General features: G+C 68.3%; 22 protein-coding genes, 3 pseudogenes and 1 riboswitch. Of the genes and pseudogenes, 11 read left to right on the top strand and 14 right to left on the bottom strand.

The annotated features are described in order from the left end of the window. Window positions 1-13 precede the first annotated feature (13 nt). Window positions 14-784, top strand: coding sequence for an AAA family ATPase (locus QM699_RS05125; protein ID WP_415010112.1), 771 nt, complete (start codon window positions 14-16; stop codon window positions 782-784). An 8-nt stretch (window positions 785-792) separates the two neighbouring features. On the opposite strand, the gene istB is transcribed toward QM699_RS05125, so the two are convergent. Then, window positions 793-1,524, bottom strand: coding sequence for an IS21-like element helper ATPase IstB (gene istB, locus QM699_RS05130; RefSeq protein ID WP_415009310.1), 732 nt, complete (start codon window positions 1,522-1,524; stop codon window positions 793-795). A 5-nt stretch (window positions 1,525-1,529) separates the two neighbouring features. Further along, window positions 1,530-3,023 (bottom strand): annotated as a pseudogene (gene istA / locus QM699_RS05135) (IS21 family transposase); the annotation flags it as partial. A gap of 109 nt (window positions 3,024-3,132) precedes the next feature. Between istA and QM699_RS05140 the strand changes: the two are divergent. Next, window positions 3,133-4,740, top strand: a pseudogene (locus tag QM699_RS05140) (AAA family ATPase); the annotation flags it as partial. A 137-nt stretch (window positions 4,741-4,877) separates the two neighbouring features. Beyond that, window positions 4,878-5,108 (top strand): helix-turn-helix transcriptional regulator, encoded by a 231-nt coding sequence (locus QM699_RS05145; RefSeq protein ID WP_415010113.1) that lies wholly within the window; start codon window positions 4,878-4,880, stop codon window positions 5,106-5,108. 1 nt (window position 5,109) lies between these two features. Here QM699_RS05145 and QM699_RS05150 read toward each other — a convergent pair whose 3' ends face one another. Together QM699_RS05150 and guaA are read right to left on the bottom strand one after the other, a co-directional pair. Next, window positions 5,110-6,459, bottom strand: a complete 1,350-nt coding sequence (locus QM699_RS05150) for a tyrosine-type recombinase/integrase (RefSeq protein WP_415010114.1) — start codon at window positions 6,457-6,459, stop codon at window positions 5,110-5,112. Between the two features lie 220 nt (window positions 6,460-6,679). Next, window positions 6,680-8,242, bottom strand: coding sequence for a glutamine-hydrolyzing GMP synthase (gene guaA, locus QM699_RS05155; RefSeq protein WP_415010115.1), 1,563 nt, complete (start codon window positions 8,240-8,242; stop codon window positions 6,680-6,682). A 390-nt stretch (window positions 8,243-8,632) separates the two neighbouring features. Between guaA and QM699_RS05160 the strand changes: the two genes are divergently transcribed. Next, window positions 8,633-9,685, top strand: a complete 1,053-nt coding sequence (locus QM699_RS05160) for an MBL fold metallo-hydrolase (RefSeq protein ID WP_415010116.1) — start codon at window positions 8,633-8,635, stop codon at window positions 9,683-9,685. Between the two features lie 77 nt (window positions 9,686-9,762). After that, window positions 9,763-9,852, top strand: a riboswitch (glycine riboswitch). 135 nt (window positions 9,853-9,987) lie between these two features. Continuing rightward, window positions 9,988-11,232, top strand: a complete 1,245-nt coding sequence (locus tag QM699_RS05165) for a D-amino acid dehydrogenase (RefSeq protein WP_415010117.1) — start codon at window positions 9,988-9,990, stop codon at window positions 11,230-11,232. 36 nt (window positions 11,233-11,268) lie between these two features. Here the strand turns inward: QM699_RS05165 and QM699_RS05170 are convergent, their stop codons facing one another. After that, window positions 11,269-12,768 carry a sigma 54-interacting transcriptional regulator gene (locus QM699_RS05170; protein ID WP_415010118.1) on the bottom strand — a complete coding sequence of 500 codons (1,500 nt, stop codon included), beginning with the start codon at window positions 12,766-12,768 and terminating at the stop codon, window positions 11,269-11,271. A gap of 244 nt (window positions 12,769-13,012) precedes the next feature. Here QM699_RS05170 and alr point away from each other — a divergent pair, with 244 nt between their 5' ends. The 6 genes and pseudogenes from alr (at window position 13,013) to QM699_RS05200 (ending at window position 17,743) form a co-directional block, all read left to right on the top strand. Then, window positions 13,013-14,128: an alanine racemase gene (gene alr, locus QM699_RS05175; RefSeq protein ID WP_415010119.1), complete on the top strand. Its 1,116-nt coding sequence runs from the start codon at window positions 13,013-13,015 to the stop codon at window positions 14,126-14,128. Then, window positions 14,125-15,423 (top strand): D-amino acid dehydrogenase, encoded by a 1,299-nt coding sequence (locus QM699_RS05180; RefSeq protein ID WP_415010120.1) that lies wholly within the window; start codon window positions 14,125-14,127, stop codon window positions 15,421-15,423. Before alr ends, QM699_RS05180 begins: the two co-directional genes overlap by 4 nt. Beyond that, window positions 15,420-15,791, top strand: coding sequence for a RidA family protein (locus QM699_RS05185; RefSeq protein ID WP_415010121.1), 372 nt, complete (start codon window positions 15,420-15,422; stop codon window positions 15,789-15,791). Before QM699_RS05180 ends, QM699_RS05185 begins: the two co-directional genes overlap by 4 nt. 140 nt (window positions 15,792-15,931) lie before the next feature. After that, a pseudogene (locus QM699_RS05190) lies at window positions 15,932-16,807 on the top strand (amino acid permease). Between the two features lie 148 nt (window positions 16,808-16,955). After that, window positions 16,956-17,501, top strand: coding sequence for a hypothetical protein (locus QM699_RS05195; RefSeq protein ID WP_415010122.1), 546 nt, complete (start codon window positions 16,956-16,958; stop codon window positions 17,499-17,501). Beyond that, window positions 17,498-17,743, top strand: a complete 246-nt coding sequence (locus QM699_RS05200) for a hypothetical protein (protein ID WP_415010123.1) — start codon at window positions 17,498-17,500, stop codon at window positions 17,741-17,743. Before QM699_RS05195 ends, QM699_RS05200 begins: the two co-directional genes overlap by 4 nt. Here QM699_RS05200 and QM699_RS05205 read toward each other — a convergent pair. From QM699_RS05205 to cyoA, 9 genes are all read right to left on the bottom strand, one after another. Beyond that, the gene (locus tag QM699_RS05205; RefSeq protein WP_415010124.1) at window positions 17,725-18,663 is read right to left on the bottom strand and encodes a substrate-binding domain-containing protein; all 939 of its coding nucleotides are present in this window, start codon (window positions 18,661-18,663) and stop codon (window positions 17,725-17,727) included. The two genes, QM699_RS05200 and QM699_RS05205, sit on opposite strands and share 19 nt — an antisense overlap. An 87-nt stretch (window positions 18,664-18,750) precedes the next feature. Continuing rightward, window positions 18,751-19,077: a MocE family 2Fe-2S type ferredoxin gene (locus tag QM699_RS05210; RefSeq protein ID WP_415010125.1), complete on the bottom strand. Its 327-nt coding sequence runs from the start codon at window positions 19,075-19,077 to the stop codon at window positions 18,751-18,753. A 26-nt stretch (window positions 19,078-19,103) separates the two neighbouring features. After that, a complete protein-coding gene (locus tag QM699_RS05215) occupies window positions 19,104-20,258 on the bottom strand; it encodes a sterol desaturase family protein (protein ID WP_415010126.1) in 1,155 nt (384 codons plus the stop codon). A gap of 529 nt (window positions 20,259-20,787) precedes the next feature. Further along, on the bottom strand, window positions 20,788-21,783 hold the full coding sequence (locus tag QM699_RS05220; protein WP_415010127.1) for a LacI family DNA-binding transcriptional regulator: 996 nt from the start codon (window positions 21,781-21,783) through the stop codon (window positions 20,788-20,790). Window positions 21,784-21,807: 24 nt separating this feature from the next. Continuing rightward, a complete protein-coding gene (cyoD, locus tag QM699_RS05225) occupies window positions 21,808-22,254 on the bottom strand; it encodes a cytochrome o ubiquinol oxidase subunit IV (protein ID WP_415010128.1) in 447 nt (148 codons plus the stop codon). Next, window positions 22,251-22,874 (bottom strand): cytochrome o ubiquinol oxidase subunit III, encoded by a 624-nt coding sequence (cyoC, locus tag QM699_RS05230; RefSeq protein WP_415010129.1) that lies wholly within the window; start codon window positions 22,872-22,874, stop codon window positions 22,251-22,253. Before cyoC ends, cyoD begins: the two co-directional genes overlap by 4 nt. 4 nt (window positions 22,875-22,878) lie before the next feature. Beyond that, on the bottom strand, window positions 22,879-23,313 hold the full coding sequence (locus QM699_RS05235; RefSeq protein ID WP_415010130.1) for a hypothetical protein: 435 nt from the start codon (window positions 23,311-23,313) through the stop codon (window positions 22,879-22,881). Further along, window positions 23,282-24,892, bottom strand: coding sequence for a cbb3-type cytochrome c oxidase subunit I (locus QM699_RS05240; RefSeq protein ID WP_415010131.1), 1,611 nt, complete (start codon window positions 24,890-24,892; stop codon window positions 23,282-23,284). The genes QM699_RS05235 and QM699_RS05240 overlap by 32 nt, the downstream gene beginning before the upstream one ends. Then, window positions 24,838-25,992, bottom strand: a complete 1,155-nt coding sequence (gene cyoA / locus QM699_RS05245) for a ubiquinol oxidase subunit II (protein ID WP_415010132.1) — start codon at window positions 25,990-25,992, stop codon at window positions 24,838-24,840. The genes QM699_RS05240 and cyoA overlap by 55 nt, the downstream gene beginning before the upstream one ends. Between the last annotated feature and the right edge of the window lie 165 nt (window positions 25,993-26,157).

The raw sequence follows: 26,157 nt of genomic DNA on the forward strand, positions 1-26,157 counted from the left end.
CCTCGGCGATTCTGTGGCGCTCAAACTCGAACGCCTCTTTTCCCATTGCCGACCAGCGAAGTTCGCGCATCGGCACAGCGACGGCGTAGAGCAGTTCAACGAGGTGATGGGCGCGATGCGCAACTCGCCCGATCTGGTCGAACTCGGCGAGGACGGACGCGGAGAAGACCGCTTCACCACGCGCGAGATGATCGAGACAGAGCAGCGCCTGCATCGTGCCGCCGAACTCATGGCCGAGCGGGAACGCCATGAGGTAAACGACAGGGACAGAGAGGCGGCACTGGCCCGCGCCGAACAGCGCGGCCTTGTGCTGTCCGGCGAGCAGGCCGATGCGCTGGCGCATGTCACGGACGGGCGCGACCTTGGCATTGTCGTCGGCTATGCCGGGACGGGAAAGAGCGCCATGCTTGGCGTGGCGCGGGAGGCTTGGGAAGCGGCAGGCTACGAGGTGCGCGGCGTTGCCCTGTCCGGCATTGCCGCCGAGAATTTGGAAGGCGGATCGGGCATTGCGTCACGCACCATCGCCAGCATGGAACATGGCTGGAAGAACGGACGCGACATGCTGACTGCCCACGATGTGCTTGTCATCGACGAGGCGGGCATGGTCGGCACGCGGCAGTTGGAGCGTGTGCTATCCCATGCGGCGGATCTTGTCAATCGGCGCGGGATCGGGACCCCTGATCGGCTTCCAATAGGGACCCCCGTCGGCGAGGAGCGGGACCCGGCCCGGCGCAGCGGTGCGGGTGGCGGAGACGGGCCGGTTCCCGCTCCGGTGAGGCGGTGAGGGTGGGGTCAGGCGCGGTTTTTGAAGCGCCAGCTCTCGTTGCCGGTCTCGACGATGTCGCAGTGGTGGGTGAGGCGGTCGAGCAGCGCGGTGGTCATCTTCGGATCGCCGAAGACGGCGGGCCATTCGCCGAAGGCGAGGTTGGTGGTGACGACGACCGAGGTCTGCTCGTAGAGCCGGCTGACGAGATGGAAGAGGAGCTGGCCGCCGGCCTGGGCGAAGGGGAGGTAGCCGAGCTCGTCGAGGACGACCAGGTCCATGCGGCAGAGGTGGTCGGCGAGGCGGCCCTGGCGGCCGGCGCGGGCCTCGGCCTCGAGCTTGTTGACGAGGTCGACGACGTTGAAGAAGCGGCCCCTGGCGCCGCCGCGGATGCAGGCGCGGGCGATGCCGACGGCGAGGTGGGTCTTGCCGGTGCCGGTGCCGCCGACCAGGACCAGATTGCGCTGCTGCGCGAGGAAGCCGCCGCCGGCGAGGTCGCGCACCAGGGTCTCGTTGATCGGCGTGGCGTCGAAGACGAACTCGTCGATCTCCTTGGCCATCGGCAGCCGGGCGATGGCGATCTGGTACTTGATCGAGCGGGCCTGCTTCTCGGAGAGCTCGGCGGTCAGCAGGTCGCTGACCACCCGCTGCGGCTCGTGCTGGCGCTTCACCGCCGAAGCGACGATCTCGTCGTAGGCCGCCCGCATGCCGAAGAGCTTGAGCTCGCCCATCGTGGTCATGATCGCGCTGCGCTCCATCATCCGCTCGCCCTCCTGAGGCTGTCGTAGCGGGCGCAGTCGGCCGCGGGCTCGTGCCGCAGCCGCAGCGCCTCGGGGGTCATGATCGTCGCCGGCGGGCCGGGGTCCCGGCGCCGGGACAGGATGTTGAGGATGACGTCCGCCGAGTGGACGCCCTCCCTCAGCGCCTCGGCGCAGGCGGCCTCGACCGCCGGCAGGCCGTCGGTCAGCACGGCGCCGAGCACCTCGACCATCTGCCGGTCGCCGTCGGGCGCGGACTTCAGCTTGCGGCGCACCCGCTCGAGCGCGCCGGGCAGCACCCAGTCCTGAAAGGGCGCGCCGTTCCTGAGCGCGCCGGGTTTGCGCGCCAGAACGGGGACATAGTGCCAGGGGTCGTAGACGGTCTGGCCGCGGCCGAAGACGCGAGAGTGTTGCCCGACGATCCGCCCGTCCTGCCGCAGCTCGATGCGATCGGCATAGGCGCGAACCTCGACCGGCCGGCCGACCGCGCTCGCCATCACCGAGTATTTGTTGTTGTCGAAGCGAACGAGGCAGGTCTTCGACGGCGAGACCGGCGTCGCATGGAAGCCGTCGAACGGGCCGGCATAAGGCACGAGGCTCGGCCGCTCGGTCTCGAACATCTGCCAGATCGTCCTGTCTCGGACCTCCGGATGCGGCTGCGCCTTCGCCCAGGCGACGCAGCGATCGACGAGCCAGGCGTTCAGCTCCTCATAGCTCCGGACCCGCACCCGCGGCGAGAAGAACCGCTGCCGCACCGTCCCGACCTGGTTCTCGACCTGGCCCTTCTCCCAGCCCGACGCCGGCGTGCAGGCGACCGGCTCGACCAGGTAGTGCCCGCACATCTGCTGGAAGCGCCGGTTGTAGTCCCGCGCCTTGCCGACCAGGATCGCGTCCACCGCGGTCTTCATGTTGTCGTAGATGCCCCGGGTGCAGGCCCCCCGGAAGAAGGCGAAGGCGCGGTCGTGGGCGTCGAACACCATCTCCTGGCTCTCGCGCGGATAGGCCCGCACGAACAGCATCCGGCTGTGGCAAAGCCGGACCTGCGCCACCTTCACCGTCACCGTGGCGCCGGCGATCAGCACCACCTCGTGGCTCCAGTCGAACTGGTAGGCCTCGCCGGGCGCGAAGCTCAGCGGCACGAACGCCGCCGCCGTCGCCGCGGCCCGCTCGCGCTGCCAGCCGGCCGCGTACCGCCGCACCGCGTCGTAGCCGCCCTCGTAGCCGAGACCGCGCAGCTCCTCGAACACCCGGATCAGCGTCAGCCGCGCCCGGCTCGCGCGGCCCGCATTCTCCGCCAGCAGCCGGTCGAGCTCCGCCCGCCAAGGCCCGATCTTCGGCTGCGGCTGCACGCTTCGCTCGTAGACGAACGCCGTCTCGCCGCCTCGAACCACCTTGCGGACGACCTTCCGCGAGACCTTCAGCTCACGGCAGATCTCCTTGATCGCCTTCTTCTGGACGAAATAGGCCCGCCGGATCTTGGCGATCGTCTCCACAACCAGCATCCCAATCTCGGCTCCCGATCATCCCTCGGGAGCACTGTGGACCCACTCGCAAAAGGGGTCCCTTTTGGAAGCCGATCACCCCGTAAGCGGGGTCCTTATTCCACGCCGATCCACAGATGCTGGCGCGAAAGTCGTGCTGGTCGGTGATCCGCAGCAGTTGCAGGCAATCGAGGCGGGCGCGGCCTTCCGCTCGATCCATGACCGTCATGGCGGCGTGGAAATCAGCGAGGTCCGCCGCCAGCGCGAGGACTGGCAGCGAGACGCCACGCGCGATCTGGCGACCGGTAGGACCGGCGAAGCGATCCATGCCTATGACAGTCACGGCATGGTGCATTCATCCGAAACGCGTGAGCAGGCGCGTGACGATCTGATCGACCGCTGGGACCGCGACCGGCAGGCCGCGCCGGATGCCAGCCGCATCATTCTCACCCACACCAATGCCGAGGTACGGGAACTCAACGAGGCCGCCCGCGAGCGGATGCGGGAGGCCGGTGATCTCGGCGAAGACGTGCGCGTCACCGTCGAGCGCGGAGAACGCTACTTCGCCGCCGGGGATCGCGTCATGTTCCTGCAAAACGAGCGTGGGCTTGGTGTGAAGAACGGTACGCTTGGCATCATCGAACAGGTCAGCGCGCAGAGCATGACCGTACAGACCGACGATGGCCGCTCTGTCGCCTTCGACCTGAAAGACTACGACCGTATCGATCATGGCTATGCGGCGACGATCCATAAGGCGCAGGGCATGACCGTGGACCGCACCCATGTTCTGGCGACACCGGGCATGGATGCCCATGGCAGCTATGTCGCCCTGTCGCGCCACCGTGACGGCATGGACCTGCATTACGGCCGCGACGACTTCGCCGGCCAGGACAAGCTCATCGACACCCTGTCGCGCGACCGGGCCAAGGACATGGCGTCGGACTACGAGCCGGCGCAGAGCTATGCCGAGCGGCGCGGCATTACCTTCCGCGAGCGGATGGAGCGGGTTGTCGAGATCGTCAAGCAGGTTCCAGAAAAGGTGCGTGGCATGTTTGATGGCCTGCACCTGGCCGCAGACGGCGGGGCCGGTTCGGACGCGGTTCGGCCGGAAAGGGAAAGCGCCGGGCTGGAGGCACGGCGCGGCCCCACAGCGCCGGAACGGGACATCGCCGAAGACCCGGAAGCGGCTTTGCGCAAAGCCCGCACGGAAGCGCTCAAGCGGCATGCCCGCGCCGTCGATGCGATCTTCAGCGCCGAGGATATGGGTCGCAAGGCAAGCCCCGAGCAATGGAAGGAACTGGTCGATTCCCGCACAGCCTTTGACAAGGTGCGGCCCCACGGCTGGGAGGATGCCGAAGCGGCTTATGCCAAGGATGAAAGCCTTGCCCGCGAAGCGGGCGGCGGCCGGACCAACCGCGCCATCCGCGCCCTCCAGCTCGAAACCGAAATCCGCACCGATCCGCAGCGCCGCGCCGACCGCTTCGTGGAGCGCTTCCAGAAGCTCGACCAGAGCAGCCAGCGCCAGTATGCGGCGGGAGACTATTCCGGCTACAGGGCCGCACGCGCGGAGATGGGCAATATGGCGATGAGCCTCGAACGCGATCCGCAGATGGAATCCATGCTGGAAATCCGCAAGAAACAACTCGGCATCGACATGGACTTCGACTCAGGGATGAGGCTCAGCCGACAACTTGCCCTCAGTCATGGTCTCGGCAGGGGTCGAGGCATCGGGTTGTAGATCGTAGAACCTACCTTTTTGCCGCCCTTTGTACGCCGCAGTACTACGACGGCTAAATACCTCTTGCGCAACGACAAATCATTGCTCTGTCTGGTCTCTGCAATCGTCAGAAACGACCAGCAGGAGGCAGCGCAACCATGGGTCAACCAGACCGTATCGTCCGCCTGAAAACCGTCCTCGCCCGCACCGGCCTGTCCCGGTCCACCATCTATCGCAAGATTGCCGAAGGCACCTTCCCGCCCCAACTCAGGATCAGCATGAACGGCGCGGGCTGGCATGAATCTGACATCGACCGCTGGATCGCCGATCCCGCCGGCTGGCGGCCGCTAATGACAACGACCGACAGGATGGACGCGGGCCGCATGTAGTTCAGAGATCGTCGTCCAGTTCGTCATCATGGACTTCGGCGGCACGTCGCTTCGCGTCGGCGATCAACTCCCTCGCGGATTCGCCCTTCACCCAAGCATCGAGCATGTCAGCCCAGCACTGAAGCATGATTTTCCGCTCGGCGAGGTAGCGGTTCACATTGTAAATCGCCGCGATCCGGTTCCGGGGCGCGTGGGCCAGGCTCATCTCGATCCAGCGATCATCGAACTTGGCTCGGTTCAGGCCGGTCGAAAACGTGCGGCGCAGGTCGTGAACGCCGAAACTCTGAAAATCCGGGTCATCCGCGCGGATGCGCTCTACCACCGTGTCGATCACGCGGTTGAGCGTGGCGTTACTGATGGGCGTATCGCCATCGTAGCGGCCGGGATGCAAGTATCGGCTGACGCCGAACATGGTGCGGAACGCTGTCAGAATGTCGAGCGCCTGATCGCTCAGCGGGACGACATGCGCCTTGCCCGCTTTCATGCGCTCGGCGGGGATCGTCCAGCGCGCGGCGGCGAAGTCGATTTCCTTCCATGTGGCGTCGATGAACTCCGACTTGCGGACGCCGGTCAGCAGGACAAACTTCACTGCCGAGCGCAGCGTGGGGGCCGCTGCTACATGATCCAACGCCGTCAGGACCGCACGGACCTCGGACGGCGACAGGGCGCGCTCGCGCGGCTCGAAGGTGGCGATGGCGCTGGTGCGGATCGACTCAGCCGGATTGCTCACATCCAGCCCGCATCCTTGAGCATGGCGGAACACCAGCAACACCACTTCGCGGACATGCACCGCGACGGCCGGTCCGCGCTTCTCCTTGACCTCGTCGCACAGGCGTTTGAGGCGCTGCGGCGTCACCTCCCCCAGCTTGAGTTTCGACAACTCGCCCGCGATGGCGCGATCATAGACGGATCGGCGCATCGTCAAGGTGCTGTCGGCCAGTCTCTCGGCCCCAGACTTGGGATCGGCCTTGTGCTTGAAATAGGCTTCCGCCCACCCGCCGAACGTGAACGCCTCGGCTGACGCCGTGCGCTTCTCCACCTTGGCTTTCGACGGCGACTCGCCTCGCTCGACTTGACGCCTGGCCCGCGCCAGCAACGTCCTCGCTTCCGCAAGCGACACTTCCATTCCGTATTCCAGCGCATCAGGCGCGCGTGTCAGCTTGCGCGCTGCCTCGGCGCTATATCGGCCGATGGTCAAGACCTCCTGCCGCCCGTTCACCCGGTACTGATACCGGAACGAGATGACCCCGGTCGGGGTGACGGCCGCGTGCATCCCGTCGCGGTCCGTCACCTTGTACAGTTTGGCCCTCGGTTTCAGATTTTTCAGTTCTTTATCAGTGAGATCGCCCATAAATCCGCATCCGGTCTGGGGGCAAGCGGATACCAACAAAGGGGTTGTTGGTAGCGAAAGCCCGTTTCTCGACCATCCTGCGCCATACCAACACCGCTACCAACAAAGTGGCTGGGTTGGGGTGACATGCAGCGATACGGGGTAAGAAAAATAATCCTTACTAATCAACGGGGTCGTGCGATTTCCGGCACGGAGCGAGATGGTCTGAAACGACCTTAATTCACTCCCACTCGATCGTGCCCGGGGGCTTCGAGGTGATGTCGTAGGTGATGCGGTTCACGCCCTTCACCTCGTTGATGATCCGGGTCGCGGTCTCGCCGAGGAAGGCGTGGGTGAAGGGGTAGTAGTCGGCGGTCATCCCGTCGACGCTCGTCACCGCGCGGAGCGCGCAGACGTAGTCGTAGGTGCGGCCGTCGCCCATCACGCCGACGGTGCGGACGGGGAGGAGCACGGCGAAGGCCTGCCAGATCTCGTCGTAAAGGCCGTGGCGGCGGATCTGGTCGAGGTAGACGGCATCGGCCTGGCGGAGGATGGCAAGCTTGTCCCGCGTGATCTCGCCGGGGCAACGGATGGCGAGGCCGGGGCCGGGGAAGGGGTGGCGGCCGACGAAGCTTTCCGGGAGCCCGAGTTCGCGGCCAAGCGCGCGGACCTCGTCCTTGAAGAGTTCGCGCAGGGGCTCGACGAGCGCGAGGCTCATCCGCTCGGGCAGGCCGCCAACGTTGTGGTGGCTCTTGATCGTCACCGACGGGCCGCCGGTGAAGCTGACGCTCTCGATCACGTCCGGGTAGAGGGTGCCCTGGGCGAGGAATTTCGCGTCGCCGACCTCGGCCGCGCGGGCCTCGAAGACCTCGATGAAGAGCCGGCCGATGGTCTTGCGCTTGACCTCGGGGTCCGAGACGCCTTCGAGCGCGTCGATGAAGCGGTCGGCCTCGTCGGCGTGGATCAGCGGGATGTTGTAGTGGTCGCGGAAGAGGGTCACCACCTCCTCCGCCTCGCCCTGCCGCATCATGCCGGTGTCGACGAAGACGCAGGTGAGCTGGTCGCCGATCGCCTCGTGGATGAGGACGGCGGCGACGGACGAGTTGACGCCGCCGGAGAGGCCGCAGATCACCTTGGCGGTGCCGACCTGGGCGCGGATCGCCGCGATCGCCTGCTCCTTGTAGGTCGCCATCGTCCAGTCGCCGGTGAAGCCGGCGAGGTCGGTGAAGTTCTTCAGGATCCGCGCGCCGTTGACGGTGTGGTGCACTTCCGGGTGGAACTGGACGGCGTAGAAGTGGCGGCTGGGGTCGGTGGTGATGGCGAAGGGGGCGTTCGGGCTCTCGCCGATGACGGAGAAGCCGGGGGCGAGGGCGGTGACGCGGTCGCCGTGGGACATCCAGACTTCTTCGCGGCCGGTGGTGAAGAGGCCGGTGAAGAGGGGGTCTGCGGTCTCGGAGGGCGTGACGTAGGCGCGGCCGAATTCGGCGTGGTGGCCGGCCTCCACCCTGCCGCCGAGCTGTTCCATCATCACCTGCTGGCCGTAGCAGATGCCGAGGACGGGGACGCCGAGGGTGAAGATTTCGGGCGCGGCGCGGGGGCTGTCCGGGGCGGTCACGCTGGCCGGGCCGCCGGAGAGGATCACCGCCTGCGGGCGGAAATCGGCGAGGAGGGCGGCGTCCACCTTCTGGAACGGGTGGATCTCGCAGAAGATGCGGGATTCGCGCAGCCGCCGGGCGATCAGCTGGGTGACCTGACTGCCGAAGTCGACGATGAGGAGGCGCTGGTGGTCGGGCTGGTGCGTCATGGCGAGGGAATAGGGGGTGGCAGCGCCGGGCGCAAGAGGGTGCGAAGCGAAGGCGTGTCACGCTCAAGATGGCGGATAGGCCACTGAATTGAAAGGGACTTGCGCCCGCGGACCCTGGCCGTCGGGCCGCACCCGGCACGTTGCGGTCGCGGTCCGGGCAGAGGCGTGGGATCGGTGGCAACGGTCGCGGCGGATCGCTCTGGACGGCGCCTGCCGTCTCGCCTTGGTGGCAGGGCGTGCTGGAGACGGTCCCCGGCATCCAATCACGGCGATGATCGTTGATATCGACGTGGCGGCGAGGGGGCGGTCTCGGGAATGTGGGAGGATCTCCGCCGGCATGCGGGCTTGACGAAGATCTCGCGACGCTCATTTCTCGGCGGGCTCGCCGGCATGACCGCTGGCCTGATGCCCGGGGGCGCGATGGCGCAGACCAACAGCTACTATCAGGGTCCGGTCTCCGACCATTTCGACGGCACCCGGTTCTTCAATCCCGGGGTCCCGAACGAGACCCGCGGCCTTGCTGACATGCTGAAATGGAAGTTCGGCTCGCGGGCGGCGGTGTGGCCGAGGCAGGTGCCGGCCGGCCCGCCGGACAAGCCGCCGGCGCGGGTGGCGGGGAGCGACGGGCGGCTGACCTTCGTCGGACATGCGAGCTTCCTGCTCCAGATTGCCGGGCTCAACATCCTGCTCGATCCGGTCTGGTCCGAGCGGGCGAGCCCGTTCAGCTTCGCCGGGCCGAAGCGCCATGCCGCCCCGGGCATCGCGTTCGACGATCTGCCACGCATCGACGCGGTTCTGGTCAGTCACTGCCACTACGATCACATGGACCTCGCGACCCTGCTGCGGCTGTGGCAGCGGGACCGGCCGCGGATCGTCGTGCCGCTCGGCAACGACACCATCATTCGGGCCGCGGATGCCACCGTGGCGGTCGAGGCCGCCGACTGGGGCGACAGCGTTCGCCTCGGCCCGGAGGTCGTGGTCCATCTGGTGAGCGCCCGGCACTGGTCGGCGCGCGGGCTCAGCGACCGGCGGCACGCGCTGTGGGCCGCCTTCGTCATCGACGCGCCCGGGGGCGGGATCTATGCCGTCGGGGACACCTCCTTCGGCGACGGCAGCACGTTCGGCGCGGTGGCGGCGGCGCATCCGGGGCTGCGTCTGGCGCTGCTGCCGATCGGCGCCTATGCCCCGCGCTGGTTCATGAAGGACCAGCACGTCAATCCCGCCGAGGCGGTCGAGGCCTTCCGGCTCTGCGGGGCGCGGCAGGCAGTCGGCCACCACTGGGGGACGTTCCAGCTGACCGACGAGGGGTTCGACGATCCGCCGCGCGATCTGGCCCGGGCGCTGGACGAGGCCGGGGTGCCGGCGCAGTCGTTCGTGACCGCGCTGCCGGGAACGGCGTTCCGGCTGGGCGACGGTGGGCTCGAGCGGGTCGCTCCGGGTTGAGCGCCGGACGAGTGTGAGCGCCGTGATCACAACCGGGGTTGTCCGAATCGGCGGACACGGGTAAGCGGTCGCGCATCAAGGCACTGCCGGGAGAAGGCGGGGAGACCCGCCGCCGAAGGAGCAACCGCGCCCCGGAAACTCTCAGGTCCAAGGACCGGCAGCGTCTCAACACTCCGGAAAGCGGCCCTCGACAAGGGCCCACCGAAGGAGAAAGCCCGGACGCCGACGGTGGCGGGTGAAACTCTCAGGTCCAAGGCACGGAGGGGGCGCTGCGGCCGGTGAGCCGCGCCTTGGAGTGTGACATGACCCGTATTGCCGTGATCGGCGCCGGTGTGACCGGCCTGACGACCGCCTATGAGCTGCTGGACCGCGGCTTCGAGGTGACGGTGTTCGATCGCCACCGCTATGCCGCGATGGAGACGAGCTTTGCCAACGGCGGGCAGCTCTCCGCCTCCAACGCCGAGACCTGGACCCAGTGGGGCACGGTGCTGAAGGGGCTGAAGTGGATGCTGCAGGCCGATGCGCCGCTGCTGGTCAACCCGGCGCCGACGCTGCACAAGATCGCCTGGATGGGCGAGTTCCTGTCGAACATTCCGAGCTACAAGGCGAACACCGTCGAGACCGTGCGGCTCGCGATCGCGGCGCGCAACGTGCTGTTCGAGATGGCGGCGCGCGAGGGGATCGACTTCGACCTGGAGCGGCGCGGGATCCTGCACTTCTATTCCAAGGATCGGGACCTGCGGCATGCGCGGATGGTGAACGGGCTGCTGGCGCAGGGCGGGCTGGAGCGGCGCGAGCTGTCGCCGGGCGAGATCCGCGAGGTGGAGCCGGCGCTGCAGGGCGATTTCGTCGGCGGCTTTCTGACGGCGAGCGACAGCTCGGGCGATATCCACAAGTTCACCGTCGGATTGGCCGCGGCCTGTGCCCGTTGTGGCGCGGACCTGCGGTTCGGCACCGGGGTCGGCGACGTGGCGAGCGTCGAGGGCGGCGTGCGGATCGTGACCCCGGCGGCGAGCGAGGTGTTCGACGGCGTGGTGGTGGCGGCGGGCATCCGCAGCCGGGCCATCGCCGCGGGGCTGGGCGACCGGGTGAACATCTATCCGGTAAAGGGCTATTCCATCACGGTAAGTCTGGCCGACGAAGCCAGCCGGGCGGCGGCGCCGTGGGTGAGCCTGCTCGACGACCGCGCAAAGATCGTCGCGAGCCGGTTCGGGGCGGACCGCTTCCGCATTGCCGGGACGGCGGAGTTCAACGGCGCGAACAAGGACATCCGGGCCGACCGGATCCAGCCGCTCGTCGACTGGTGCCAGGCGCATTTCCCGGGGGTCTCGACCGAGCAGGTGGTGCCGTGGGCGGGCCTCCGGCCGATGACGCCCTCGATGCTGCCGCGGGTCGGGCGCGGCCGGGCGCGGGGCGTGTTCTACAACACCGGGCACGGGCATCTCGGCTGGACGCTGTCGGCGGCGACGGCGCGCATCGTCGCGGAAAGCGTCGCGGGCGAGCTGGGCGGCCGCAGCGTGGCGGTCGAGCGGCTGAAGGCGGCCTGACCGGGGCCCGCCGGGGGCGCGGCCCGGGGGCGGAGGTCAGCGCGGGCGCGGCGGGCCGCCCGTCAGGCCGTGCTCGCGGAGCTTGTTCGCGATCATCGTGTGCGATGTCCCGAGGCGGGCGGCCAGCTTCCGGCTGGAAGGATAGTCCGGGTAGAGCCGGCCGAGGAACGCGCGCTCAAAGCTGGCGACGGCCTCGGCCCAGCTCGCGCCCTCCGGCGCCGGGGCCGGCTCGCCCGCGGCCAGTTCCAGATCCGCGGGCGCCAGCGTCGGGTGGTCGGCGAGGGTGACGGCGCGGAAGATAGCATTCTCAAGCTGCCGCACGTTGCCGGGCCACGGGTTCGCGGCGAGTGCGGCCTCGGCGGCGGCGGAAAGGCGGCAGGCCGGGCTGCCGGTCTGCGCCGCCGCCCGGGCGCAGAAGTGCCGCGCGAGCAGCACCACATCGTCGCCGCGGTCGCGCAGCGCCGGGATTTCCAGCGTCAGCACATTCAGCCGATAGTAGAGGTCTTCGCGAAAATCGCCGCCTCCGATCATTGCCGGCAGGTCGCGGTGAGTGGCGGAGATGATCCGCACGTCGACGCGCGTCTCGCGCGCGGCGCCGACGCGACGGAAGCTGCCGTCGCTGAGGAAGCGCAGGAGCTTTGCCTGCAGGTAGAGCGACATCTCGCCGATCTCGTCGAGAAACACCGTGCCGCGGTCGGCGAGTTCGAGCAGGCCGGGCTTGCCGTCGCGCCGCGCGCCGGAAAAGGCGCCGCCGGCATAGCCGAAGAGCTCGCTCTCGGCGAGGCTTTCGGGCAGGGCGGCGCAGTTCAGCGCGAGGAACGGCATCTCGGCGCGCGGGCTCGCGCGGTGGCAGGCGTGGGCGAGCAGCTCCTTGCCGGTGCCGGTCTCGCCGAGAATGAGCAGCGGGCCGTCGACCGCGGCGACGCGGGCGGCGCGCTGCTTCAGGGCGCGCATGCGGGGCGCCGCGCCGAGCAGGGCATCGAACCCGACGTCGCCGAGGTGCTGCAGCGCGTTCATCCGTTCGCCGAGGCGTTGCGGGGCGTGGAACAGGACCATGCCGCCGGCGCCGTCGGGCAGGGGGCGGGCTTCCAGCATGAACGGCTCGCCATGCACGGTTGCCTCACCCGGCTGGTCGCGAAAGCCGCTGGCGAGCAGGGCGGTGGCGACGGCGGGGTCGTCGAAGGTCGCGGCAAGCTCCGTCCCGGCGTCGAGGCTGGCGGCTGCCGCGTTGGCGACGAGGATGTGCCCGCGCGCGTCGACGGCGAGCACCGGGTCTGCGAAGGCGTTGAGCAGCGCGTCGAGGTGCAGCCGCCGGCGGGCGCCGGGCAGCAGGTCGACCGGCCGAAGGGTGCGCACGCCGGCGACGCGCTCGAGGTCCGGGCGGATCGGCTCGAGGTCGGTGAGGTCGGGCGAGTTGATGAAGATATGCGGCGGCTCGACCTCGACGGACAGCACGTCGAGATGGTGCCGTGCGAGCACAGTGAGGATTTCGGAAGCGATGCCGACCCGGTCGCTGAAGGCGATCTCAACGCGCATGGTTGGCCCCTGTAAAAGAATAGGTACACCGTAACGAAATTATTACGAACGCGTCAAGAGGCTGTTTTTCCCAGAGGATTTCGACGGGATGCCTCGGATCGTAAAGAATTGTTTACAGGCGACTTGTGTCCAGCGCATTGGCGGCATGTGCGAAATCAATGGCTTGGTGAGCGGGAGAAGTTGGCATGAGGATTGCTTTTGCAGAGGCAGGACCGACACCACTCGACCCTCGGAGACTTTCGCGATGATCCCATCCCGCCATGCCGGCGCGTTTCTCGAGATCGACCTCGCGGCGATCCGCGCGAACTATCGCGCGCTGCGGGAGCGGCTTGGTGCGGTCGACTGTGCCGCCGTGGTGAAGGCGGATGCCTACGGGCTCGGTGCGGCGACGGTGGCGCCGACGCTGGCGGCCGAGGGGGCGACGACGTTCTTCGTGGCGCATCTCGACGAGGCGATCGCCCTGCGCTGGGCGGTGCCGATGGCGGAGATCTTCGTGCTGAACGGACTGGTGCCCGGTGCCGAGGCGGAGTTCGTGGCGAGCCGGATCCGGCCGGTGCTGAACAGCCTCGGGCAGGTCGACGCGTGGTCGGCGGCGGGTCGGCGCGTGGGCAAGCCGCTGCCGGCGGCGATCCAGCTCGACAGCGGCATGTCGCGGCTCGGGCTGCCGGAGGCAGAGCTGGCGGTGGTGGCCGAGGAGCCGGGACGGCTCGACGGCGTGGCGCTGCGGCTGGTGATGAGCCACCTTGCCTGTGCGGAGCGGCAGGACGATCCGATGAACCGGGCGCAGCGCGCGCGCTTCGAGGCCGGCCGGCGGCGGCTGCCGGCGGCGGCGGCAAGCCTCGCGAACTCGTCGGGGATCTTTCTCGGGAGCGATTTCCACTTCGACCTCGCGCGACCGGGCGCGGCCCTCTACGGGCTGAACCCGATCGCCGGCGGGGAGAACCCGATGCGGCCGGTGGTGCGTCTGTTCGCGCGGATCGTGCAGGTCCGCGAGATCGCGGCCGGCGCGCGCGTCGGCTACGGCGGAACGTTCACCGCGGGCCGGCCGACGCGGATCGCCACGGTCGCGGTCGGGTATGCCGACGGCTACCTGCGGAGCCTCAGCCGCACCGCTACCGCCCATTTCGGCGGCAGGCCGGTGCCGCTGGTCGGCATGGTTTCGATGGATACTGCCACTTTTGACGTCACCGAGGCGCCCGATGCGGTCGAGGGCGGCCTGATCGAGCTGATCGGGGCGCAGCAGCCGGTTGACACGCTGGCCGCGGAGGCTGGCACCATCGGCTACGAGATGCTGACATCGCTTGGACACCGCTACGCCCGCACCTATGCCGGCGCCGAGAAGGAAAGGCTCATCGCATGAAGATCGTCATCCTTGGCAGCGGCGTGATCGGCACGACCAGCGCCTGGTATCTCGCGAAGGCGGGGCACGAGGTCGTCGTGCTCGACCGGCAGCAGGGGCCGGCGCTGGAGACGAGCTTTGCCAACGCCGGGCAGGTGTCGCCGGGGTACTCGTCGCCCTGGGCGGCACCGGGCATCCCGATGAAGGCGATCAAGTGGATGTTCATGAAGCACAGCCCGCTGTTCATCCGGCCGAGCTTCGATCCTGCCTTCTGGCGCTTTGCCGCCGCGATGCTGCGCAACTGCAACGCGGCCGCCTACGAGGTGAACAAGAGCCGGATGGTGCCGATCGCGGAATACAGCCGCGACATGCTGAAGGAGCTGCGCGCCGAGACGGGCATCGCCTACGACCAGCGGATGCAGGGCACGCTGCAGCTCTTCCGCACCCAGAAGCTCGTCGACGGCTCGGCCAAGGACGTGCACGTGCTGGCGGATCTCGGCGTGCCGCACGAAGTGCTGGACGTCGAGGGTTGCATCCGGGTCGAGCCGGCGCTGGCGCGGGTGCGCGACAAGTTCGTCGGCGGCCTGCGCCTGCCGGGGGACGAGACGGGCGACTGCTTCAAGTTCACCAATGCCTTGCGTGATCTGGCGGTGGCCCGGGGGGTGGAGTTCCGCTACGGCGTCGGCATCACCGGGCTCATCACCAACGGCGACGCGATCGCCGGCGTCGCCACCGACCGGGGGCCGGTGACGGGCGATGCCTACGTGGTGGCGATGGGCAGCTACTCGCCGGCGCTGCTGAAGCCGCACGGGGTCGACCTGCCGGTCTATCCGGTGAAGGGCTATTCGCTGACCGTGCCGATCACCGACCCGGACGGCGCGCCGGTCTCGACGGTGATGGACGAGTACCACAAGGTGGCGATCACCCGGCTCGGCGACCGGATCCGGGTGGGCGGCATGGCGGAGCTCGACGGCTTCTCCAACGCGCTGCACCCGAGCCGCCGGCAGACGCTCGAGCATGTGGTGACGGACTTCTACGCCGGCGGCGGCGACGCCAGGGCCGGCACGTTCTGGGCCGGGCACCGGCCGATGACGCCGGACGGGCCGCCGGTGATCGGCCGGGCGAAGTTCTCGAACCTCTGGCTCAACTCCGGGCACGGCACGCTCGGCTGGACGATGTCCTGCGGCTCGGGCAGCGTGCTCGCCGATCTCGTGTCCGGCCGGGTGCCCGCGATCGACGCGAAGCCGCTCGGGCTGGAGCGCTATACCGAGGCGGCGAAGACCCTCGCCTCTCCGAAGAAGGAACTGACTGCATGAAGACGATCAACGCCGCCGGCGCCCCTGCCGCCATCGGCCCGTACTGCCACGGCGTGCGGGTGGGCGACCTGCTCTTCACCTCGGGCCAGATCCCGCTGACGCTCGACGGCGGCATGCCCGAGGGGATCGAGGCGCAGACCGAGCAGGTGTTCGACAACCTCGCCGCCGTCCTGAAGGAGGCCGGCGCGAGCTTCGACAAGGTGGTGAAGGCGGTGGTCTTCGTCACCGACCTCGGCGACTTTGCCCGGCTGAATGCGATCTACGAAAAGCGCTTCGGCGGCCACAAGCCGGCGCGCTCGACGGTGCAGGTCGCGGCCCTGCCGCGCGGCGCCAGCGTCGAGATCGAACTCGTCGTCAGCCTCGCCTGACGGCGCCCGGGCCGCCCCGGCGGGGCGGCCCCCACAGCCAATTCTCATAACAGACCGGCGGAAGACCCGACATGCGATCGCATGATGCGGCAGCTATTGACGCCGAACAGAAACGGGAAGCCGCGGACTTTCATCGCGGATTGAAGGACCGCCACGTCCAGCTCATCGCGCTCGGCGGAGCGATCGGCGTCGGGCTGTTCCTCGGCTCCGGCCGGGCGATCGCCTTCGCGGGCCCGGGCCTGATCTTCGCCTATGCCATCGCGGGCGTCGTCATCTTCTTCATCATGCGCGCGCTCGGCGAGCTGATGCTGCACCGTCCGGTGGCTGGGTCGTTCGCGACCTGTGCCGAGGAGTACGTCTCCCCGTTCGCAGGCTTTGCCACCGGCTGGTCCTGCTGGTTCATGTGGGTTGTCACCGGCATGGCCGAGATCACCGCCGTGGGCATCTACACGAGCTACTGGTTCCCGGACGTGCCGTAGTGGCTGCCGGCGCTCGTCACCCTCGCGGTGCTCTACGGCGCCAACCTGATCGCCGTGAAGGTGTTCGGCGAGATGGAATTCTGGTTCGCGCTCATCAAGGTGGTGGCGATCGTCGGCCTGCTGGTCGCGGGGCCGCTGTTCCTGGTCTTCGGTTCGGGCGAGCACCACGACGTCGCCTCGGTCTCGAACCTCTGGTCGCACGGCGGGCTGTTCCCGACCGGCACGCTCGGCGTGGTGCTGGCGCTGCAGATGGTGATGTTCGCCTTCCAGGGCGTCGAGCTGCTCGGCGTGACCGCGGGCGAGGTCGAGGATCCGGCGAAGTCGCTGCCCAAGGCCACCAATGCGGTCGTCTGGCGGTGGCGCGCGGCGAGGCGGCGCCGGTCACGTTCCGGATGCCGGGCGCGCCGTTCACCAACTGGGGCGTGCTGGCGTTCCTCGCGATGGTCGCGATCTTCCTCGGCTTCGACGCGGGCACCCGGGTGGCGCTCTACGTCGCGCCGGTCTGGTTCGCGGTGCTCGCGATCGGCTACCGCCTGACGCGCCGGACCGAGTCCCTCGCCTACGCCCGAGGTTCCGGGAGGGGAGGGCCGCAGAGGCGGCCCTCCCCTCCGCCGACATCTTGCAGGCCGGCTCGCGCGGCCAACTTCTTGTTCATTTTCCAGTGCTTGACCGCCGGGGAGATGAGGTGTCTCGTGCGGAAATGATCGCCCCGGCACCGCATAGGAAGATCATCATCGCCGGGCCGAACGGCGCCGGCAAGACGACGTTCGCACGCTCGTTTCTGCCGACGGAAGCGCGGCTTCTGCGTTTCATCAACGCCGACCTGATCGCCGCCGGGCTGGCCCCCTTCGCGCCCGAGACTGTCGCGGTGAGGGCCGGGCGAATGATGCTCGAAGAGATTGCCCGCGCGGTGCAGGCCGATGAGAGCTTCGCCTTTGAAACAACGTTGTCGGGGCTGAGCTACCTGCGCCACATTCCGGCGTGGCGGACGCTGGGCTACCGCGTCAGCCTCTGCTTTCTGTCACTTCCGAATGCGGAGGCCGCCGTCGCGCGGGTCGCCACGCGGGTGGGTCAGGGCGGGCACGATATCCCCGATGTCGTCATCCGGCGTCGCTATCGGTCGGGACTATACAATTTTCACCAGCACGACCGCCGGGCGGTGGATGACTGGGCCCTATATGATCGTTTCGGAACGACACCCGCGCTGCTGGACTGGGGAGAGAACCGATGACGAAGCGCGATATCTCCGAAGCCGGAAACCCTGACCTTCGCGGGTCGATGGCAGCGATGCGGCGGGCGGCGCAGATGGCACGGGACGTTGCCATTCAGACCGATACGGGGATCGTCGTCGCCGTGGACGGGAAGCCCCGGCGCGTCACGGCGAAGGAATTACGCGCGGGGCAGTTCCAGGTCGAGCCGGAGCAAGGGCCGGGACGGGCCGGCCCTTCGCCGGTTCAGTTCTGCGCGGTGTAGCTGTCGAGCTTGTCGGGGGTGACGAGCTCGAAGGGGATAGTGACGACGCTGTCGACCGGGTCGCCCTTGGCGAGGGCCAGGGCGGCGTCGAGGGCGCCGGCGGCCTGCGCGCGGGCGTTCTGGAAGACGGTGATGTCGAGATCGCCCGCCCGCATGGCCGCGAGCCCGTCCTGCGTGGCGTCGACGCCGACGACGACCACGCTCTTCATGTCGATGCCGGCCGCCTTCATCGCCTGGGTCGCGCCGATCGCCATCTCGTCGTTGTTGGCGAACACCACGTCGAAGGCGTCGCCCGCGGTCAGCCAGTTCGTCATCAGGTCGAGCGCGGTGGTGCGCAGCCAGCCGGCCGATTGCGCGTCGTTGACGGTGATGAAGCTGCACTCGGGGGTGGCGAGCACGTCCTTCACCGCCTGCGTCCGCTGCAGCGCGGCCGTGTGGGCGAGGTCGCCCATCATGATGTAGGCGTGTGCCTCGGTCTTGCCGGCGGCCTTCAGCTCGCGGCACGCCTCGGTCGCGCCGAGAAAGCCCGCCTCGGTCTCCTTCGAGCCGACATAGGCCTCGTCGTCGGGCAGCGCGGCGACGTTCTCGGGCTGGAGGTTCAGGTAGACGAGCGGGATGTGGGCGGCCTCCGCGGCGGCGGTGATCGCGGGGGCGGCGGCGGTGTCGGCGAGGGTGACGACGATCGCCTCGACGCCGGAGGCGATGAAGTTGTTCACCTGGCTCAGCTGGCGTCCGACGTCGCGCTGGCTGTCCTCGACCTGCATGTCGACGCCGAGATCCGTCGCGTGCTGGGTGAGGCCGTTGCGGAGCAGCGTCTGGAAGTTGTCGTCGAAGCTCTGCATCGTCACGCCGACGGTGCCGGCGCTGGCGGCCGTGGCGAGAAGCGTGGCAAGGCCGGTGGCGGCAAGGGCAAGGCGCATCCTGGGGGTTCCTCCTGGGATAGGGATTCCGGCCGCCCGGATGGTGCCGGCCGGTTCTTCTTGTTCTGGACGGCGTAGGGCTGGGGGTCAGGCGACGGCGATGCGCACGTCGCCGTCGACGATCTCCGCGGGATAGGTGCGGAGGTTCTTGCAGGCGGGCAGGCGCATCGCCTCGCCGCTGCGGTAGTCGAAGGCGCCCGAGTGCTTCGGGCATTCGACCTCGTAGTCCATGACGAGGCCGTCGGCGAGGTGGACGGCCTCGTGGGTGCAGAGGCCGTCGGTGCACCAGACGCTGTCGTCCGGGGCGCGGTAGATCGCGAAGGTGCGCGATCCGTGGTCGAAGCGCAGGGCGCCTTCCTGCTCGATGTCGTCGAGGCGGCAGGCGGTGATCCAGGTCGCGGTGGCTGCGGTCATGGCGGGGCGTCCTTGATGGGAGGGGATCAGGCGGCGGTCTGGCCGGGGGCCCTGGCCGCGGCGGTCGTTGCCGGATCGGCCTCAGCGGCCTCGGGTTTCGGCTGGTCGGCCCTTGCGGCCTCGGGTTTCGGCTGGTCGGCCCTTGCGGCCTCGGGCTGCGACTGGTCGGCCTTCGTGGCCTCCGCTGCCGCGAGCTTTTCCTTGCGGCGGCGGTAGCGTTCGTTCATCCGCGCGTCGCCCTCGGGCGAGCCGTCGTGCCAGGTGCCGAACCACTTGTCGAGCGGGATCAGCGCGTCGCCATAGTTCACCTCGAAGTACTTGTGGTGGAGGTAGTGGGCATAGGCGTGGCTGTCGACCGCGTGGTTGTCGCCCACCTCGACCTTGTCGAAGCCGACGTGGCCGGGGATCGCGCCGAAGGCGGCGTAGTGCAGCTGGTAGAGCGCGAGGACCGGGTTCGACGGCAGGATGAGGTGGTAGAAGACAGTGGCGAAGTAGAGCAGGTGCTCGACCGGGTGCATGGACAGCGACGACCACGGCGAGGGGTTGACCGAGTTGTGGTGGACCGAATGCACCCACTTGTAGAGCAGCGGCGTGTGGATCAGCCGGTGGACGCAGAAGAAGTGGAACTCGTGGATGATCGGCACCACCAGCGCGAGGCAGGCGAGATAGACCGGATGGTCGGCGAACGACAGCCACGGCACGTAGCCGTTGGCGAAGGCCCAGAGCACCAGCACCTCGCAGGCGGTCCAGATCGTCACGCCGGACAGGAAGGTGCGCAGGATGTTGTCGAGGTTCTGGCTCTCGAACCAGAACGCCTTGCTCTTGTGCTCGGCCGGGAACTTGCCGTTGTACTTGAAGCGCCGCTCCTGTCGCTTCAGCACGTAGAGATGCAGCTCGAACGCGCCGTAGAACAGCGCGGTCGCGACGGCGTTGACCGCGTAGAGATAGAGCGGCCAGCCCCAGGTGAGCGTGCGCATGGTCTCGACCGGCGGGACGATCCACGCCCACCACGCGACGGCGGAAAGGGCGAACAGCACGTTCCATGGCAGGAAGTAGTGCGGCAGCCACGCAAGGAACGCCTTGAGGCTGAAGGGCAGGCGGAACAGCGGCGCGAGCGCGATCGGCTCGTTCGGCGCCCAGTCGCCGCGCTTGTTGCGCTTGCCGAAGTGCAGTTCGTCCATTGGCGTCTCCCCCTTGTCGCGGCGCCGGGGCCGGCGTCCTTGGCGCGGTGATACTGCGAGGCGGGGGCGGCGAGCGACGCGGTTCTTGATCGGATCAGATCAAGGGGCGGAGGGGAGACCTGTGAAAGAGCTGCCCCATCGGCCCGCTACGGACACCGGAGAAGAGCCGGCCTCCCGAGGGTCGTGGCGGCGACGCCAGACGGATTTGTCCGTCGACAAATCCGTCCGCGTCTGCCCCTGCGGGGGGCAGGCGCGTTGCCGCGCCAGCCACGGCCGGATTGGCGCGCTTCCGCAGAAATCTCCAGCCCTGACGGCCTCCACGCGGTCCCCGCGCTCCCCGCCGTTGGCGCGGCCGAGGCAATGCCTCGGCTTGTCGCGCCGGGACTCGCACGCGCTACCGCGTGCTTCGGTCGCGCGGCGTGTCTCTGCAGGAGCCGGGGTCGCCTCAGAGATCGGTTAGTCGAAGTCATTCAGGATGCGCTACCGACGGCCTCACGCGTGAAATCTCCCGATGTGCCACCATTGGGCCTCACACGCTCTCCGCCGTCACCGTGACGAAGCGGATCGGCGTCGTGTCGACCGGCAGGGTCAGGAGGCCGAGGCGGCTCAGCATCAGGTCGATGGCCCGCCGCGCCTGCGCCTCGGGGGCCTGGTCGAGGACGATGTGCATCGCCCCGTCGCGCAGCGCCTCGGCGGTGGCGTCGGAGAGTTCGTGGCCGACGCAGAACACGCCCGCGCCACGTGGGTGGCGGCGCAGCACGTCGGCTACGGCGCGATTGCCCGCGCCGACGTTGTAGACCCCGGCGAGGTCGGGCCACGTCTCGAGCGCCCGGTGAACGAGGTCGCCACAGCGGCGGGCGTCGTCGCCGCCAAAGCCGATCCAGCGGAAATCGAGCCCGCCGGGCCGGAGGGCGAGGCAGTCGGAAAAGCCGCGCAGGCGCTCGCGGTGGACCTGATAGATCGGGTGGCCGATGGCGACGAGGCCGCCGAGCCGGCCCTGCATCCGCGCGAGGAAATGCGCGGCGGTGCGGCCGGCGGCGTAGTTGTCGATGGCGACCAGCTCGCCCAGCGTCGGATGGGCGCGCGTCACGACATGGACCAGCGGCAGCTGCGGCGCCACGCCCTCGACGGCGGCGCGGATCGCCGGATGGTCCGGCACGGCGAGGATCAGTCCGGCGCGACGATCGCCCGAGGCGATCAATGCGGCGATCGCCGGCGGGTCCGCCTCGTCGGCGAAGGTGCGGTGGACGCGCACCACCGGGTCGAGCGTGGCCGCGATTCGCTCGAAGGCGCGGGAGAGCCGGCGGTAGAAGGTGGTTTCGGGCCGGACGAGGATCACCTCGATCCGCAGCAGCCCGCGGTGAACGTCCGGCAGGCGCCGCGGGTAGTCGAGGCTGCGGGCGGCGGCGAGCACCCGCTCGACGGTGGCAGGGCGCACGCCGCCCCGGCCGTTCAGCACCCGCTCGACCGTGGCGGTGCCGACGCCCGCCGCGCGGGCGATGTCGGCGAAGGTGGGCCCGGCCACGGCGCTGCGGGGTGGGGGCCGCCCTCAGTTCGAGGGCGGCGCCTCCATCTGCATGTCGTCCATGACCCCGCCCGGCATCATGTTGCTGTTGAGGTGGAAGACGATCCAGAGCGAGCCCGCCAGCGTGATGACCACCAGCACGACGGTGAAGAGCGTCGACAGGAGCAGCCAGCCGTCCTCGGCCTTGGGCGTCATGTGCAGGAAGAACACCATGTGGACGAGGATCTGCACCAGCGCGCAGATGAGCACGATCGCCGCGGTGTATCCCGCGCTCTCGATCGGCCGGGCCATCACCAGGAAGAACGGGATCGCGGTCAGGACGACGGCGAGCACGAAGCCGGTGACGTACGACTGGAAGGTCCCGTGCGGCGCGGCATGGGAATCGTGCCCGTGACCATGATGGCCGTGACCGTGATGGGCGTGGCCATCGTGCGCGTGGCCATCGTGCGCATGGACGTGATCGGCGCTCATCGCAGGACTCCGAACAGGTAGACGTAGGTGAAGACCCCGATCCAGACGAGATCGAGGAAGTGCCAGAACAGCGACAGGCAGGTCAGCCGGCGCTGGTTCGCCGCGATCAGGCCGCGCTTTCGTACCTGGACCATCAGGGTGATGAGCCAGACGATGCCGAAGCTGACGTGCAGCCCGTGCGTGCCGACCAGCGCGAAGAACGCCGACAGGAAGCCCGAGCGCTGCGGTCCGGCGCCCTCGTGGATCAGGTGGTGGAACTCGTAGAGCTCGACCGCAAGGAACGCCGCGCCGAACAGGCCGGTGACGGCCAGCCATTGCAGCGTCTTCTTCTGGTTGCCCTCGTAGACCGCCAGCATGGCAAAGCCGTAGGTGATCGACGAGATCAGCAGGAACGTGGTGTTGAGCGCCACGAGGCCGAGGTCGAAGAGATCGCGCGGGCCGGGACCGCCCGCGAAGCTGGCGCCGAGCACGCCGTAGGTGGCGAAGAGGACCGCGAAGATGAGGCAGTCGCTCATCAGGTAGATCCAGAAGCCGAGGTGGGTGAAGCCCCCCGGCTCGTGGTGCGGTTCCTCGACGAGGTAGAAGTCGGTCCGGCCCGGGGCCATCGCGGGTGCGCTCATGGCCTCAGGCCCTCCCTGCCAGCGCGCGGCTGCGCCGGGCCTCGACGGCCGTCACCTCCGCCGCCGGGATGTTGAAGTCGCGGTTGTAGTTGAAGGTGTGCCAGATCGCCGTGGCGATGATGCCGGCGAAGGCCAGGATGGCGAGCCACCAGATGTACCAGATGAGCGCCATCGCGCAGACCGTGGACAGGCCGGCGAGCATCATGCCCGTCGGGGTGTTTTTCGGCATGTGGATCGGCTGGAAGCCTTCCATCGGCCGGCGGTAGCCGTGGGCCTTCATGTCCCACCACGCGTCGATGTCGTGGGCGACGGGGGTGAAGGCGAAGTTGTAGGACGGCGGCGGCGAGGAGGTCGCCCACTCGAGCGTGCGCCCGTTCCACGGATCGCCCGTGGTGTCGCGCAGCTCGTCACGCCGCAGGATCGAGACGGCGATCTGCACGAGGAAGGCGGCGATGCCGATGGCGATGAGCCCGGCGCCGAGCGCCGCGATCAGGAACCGAGATCTGCAGGCTCGGGTCGTCGAAGACGCGCATGCGCCGGGTCACACCCATGAAGCCGAGGATGTAGAGCGGGGTGAACGCCATCCAGAAGCCCGACACCCAGCACCAGAACGACACCTTGCCCCAGAACGGCTCCAGCCGGAAGCCGAACGCCTTGGGCCACCAGAACGAGATGCCGGCGAACAGGCCGAACAGCACGCCGCCGATGATGACGTTGTGGAAGTGCGCGATCAGGAACAGCGAGTTGTGCAGCACGAAGTCGGCCGGCGGCACCGCGAGCAGCACGCCGGTCATGCCGCCGATCACGAAGGTCAGCATGAAGGCGACGGTCCACATCATCGGCAGTTCGTAGCGGATGCGGCCGCGGTACATGGTGAAGAGCCAGTTGAAGAGCTTTGCGCCTGTCGGGATCGAGATGATCATCGTCGCGATGCCGAAGAACGAATTGACCGAGGCGCCCGAGCCCATGGTGAAGAAGTGGTGCAGCCAGACGATGTAGGAGAGCACCGTGATGCAGACCGTCGCGTAGACCATCGACGAATAGCCGAACAGCCGCTTGCCGCAGAACGTCGCCGTGACCTCGGAATAGATGCCGAAGGCCGGCAGCACCAGGATGTAGACCTCCGGGTGGCCCCAGATCCAGATGAGGTTCACGTACATCATCGGGTTGCCGCCGTTGTCGGCGGTGAAGAAGTTCGTGCCGACGTAGCGGTCGAGGGTGAGCAGCACGAGGCAGGCGGTCAGCACCGGGAACGAGGCGACGATCAGGATGTTGGAGCAGAGCGCGGTCCAGGTGAAGACCGGCATCCGCATCATGGTCATGCCCGGGCAGCGCATCTTGATGATCGTCACGATCAGGTTGATGCCGGATAAGGTTGTCCCGACACCGGCCACCTGCAGGCCCCAGATGTAGTAGTCGACGCCGACATACGGGCTGTTCGCGATGCCCGAGAGCGGCGGATAGGCGAGCCAGCCGGTCTGCGCGAACTCGCCGACGAAGAGCGAGGCCATGACGATCACCGCGCCGCCCACCGTCATCCAGAACGAGAAGTTGTTCAGGAACGGAAAGGCCACGTCGCGGGCGCCGATCTGCAGCGGCATGACGAGGTTCATGAAGCCGGTGACGAACGGCATCGCCACGAAGAAGATCATGATGACGCCGTGCGCGGTGAACACCTGATCGTAGTGGTGTGCCGGCAGGTAGCCCTCGGAGCCGTTGAAGGCCATCGCCTGCTGGATGCGCATCATCACCGCGTCGGCAAAGCCGCGGAGCAGCATGATGAGGCCGAGCACCATGTACATGATGCCGATCTTCTTGTGGTCCACGCTGGTGAACCACTCGTTCCAGAGATAGCCCCACAGCTTGAAGTAGCTGAGCGCGGCGACGACGACGATGCCGCCGAGCGCCACGGCAGCGAAGGTCGCCACGAGGATCGGCTCGTGCAGGGGAAGCGCGGCCCAGGTCAGGCGGCCGAACAGGAAGCTGGTCTCGGGGGTCGCGAGCGTCTCGATGGCCATCGTTCTGCCGTCCTTAGAGGGTTTCGTCCGGGGTGCCGGCGGAGGCCGGCAGGGGGGGCGGATCGAGGAGCACGACGGTGCTCGCGCCGAACTGCCGGATCGAGTTCCTCGGGGGTGCAGAGTTCGCCCACGTAGAACTGGCCCGCGCCGAACGCCGCCTTGGCGCCGGCAACGGGGATGGTGTTGACGGTGCCGGCGAGGCCGGTGCCGCCCGTCGCGTCGAGCCTGACCATCTGGTCGATGCACATCCGCCCTTCCTCGACGCAGCGGTTGACCGCGCGGCGGAAGACATCCGCGTCGACGGTGCCGAAGAACGCCGGCGGCTCGTTCTCGGAGGGCCTGGCGAGGTCGAGGTAGCGGGCGCGGTCGAGGTGGTCGGTGCTCTTCCGGGCGTTGGCGACCCAGGTGTAGAAGTCCTGCGCGTCGAGGCCATGGAAGCGGAAGCGCATGCCGGAGAAGCCCGCGCCGCTGTACTGCGAGGAGAAGCCCTCGTAGTCGCCGGCGAGGTTCATCACCGCGTGCAGCTGCGACTCCATCCCGGGCATGGCGTAGATCATGCCGGACAGCGCCGGCACGTAGAACGCGTTCATCACCGACTGCGAGGTCAGGTGGAAGTTGATCGGCCGGTCGACCGGCACGGCGGCCTCGTTGATCGTGGCGATGCCGTACTCCGGGTAGATGAACAGCCATTTCCAGTCGAGCGCCACCGCCTCGACGTCGAGCGGCTTCACCGTCGGGCCGATCGGGCGGCGCTCGCCGATGTGGGTGAGCGGCCGGAACGGGTCGAGCCGGTGGGTGCCGACCCAGGTGATCGCGCCGAGGCAGATGATGATCATCAGGGGCGCCGCCCAGATGATGAGCTCGAGGCCGGTGGAATGGTGGAAGTCCGGGTCGTAGTTCGGATCGCGCTTCTCGCTGTAGCGCCAGGCGAAGAACGCCGTCAGCCCCATCACCGGGATGATGATGAGCAGCATGAGCAGCGTCGAGCTGACGAGCAGGTCGCGCTGCTGGACCGCGACGTAGCCGGAGGGCGACAGGACCACCATGCCGCACCCGCCGAGCAGCAGGAGCGGCGAGGTTGCCAGTAACACTTTTCGCATGGTCGACCCCCCGAGACCGTCTGAACCGAACTGTGGCTTCAATTCCACCGTCCTGCTGCGCTGCGCAAGCGCAACCTGAATCGCCCGTAGCATAACCGAACGCCAGAGGTATAAGGAGAGTCGGAAGTGCAGGCCCGGGTGTTGCCTGCGAGACGCAGCGAGGAG

The sequence above is a fragment of the Amaricoccus sp. genome (assembly GCF_047602525.1).
In the GTDB taxonomy this organism is placed as follows: Bacteria; Pseudomonadota; Alphaproteobacteria; order Rhodobacterales; family Rhodobacteraceae; genus Amaricoccus.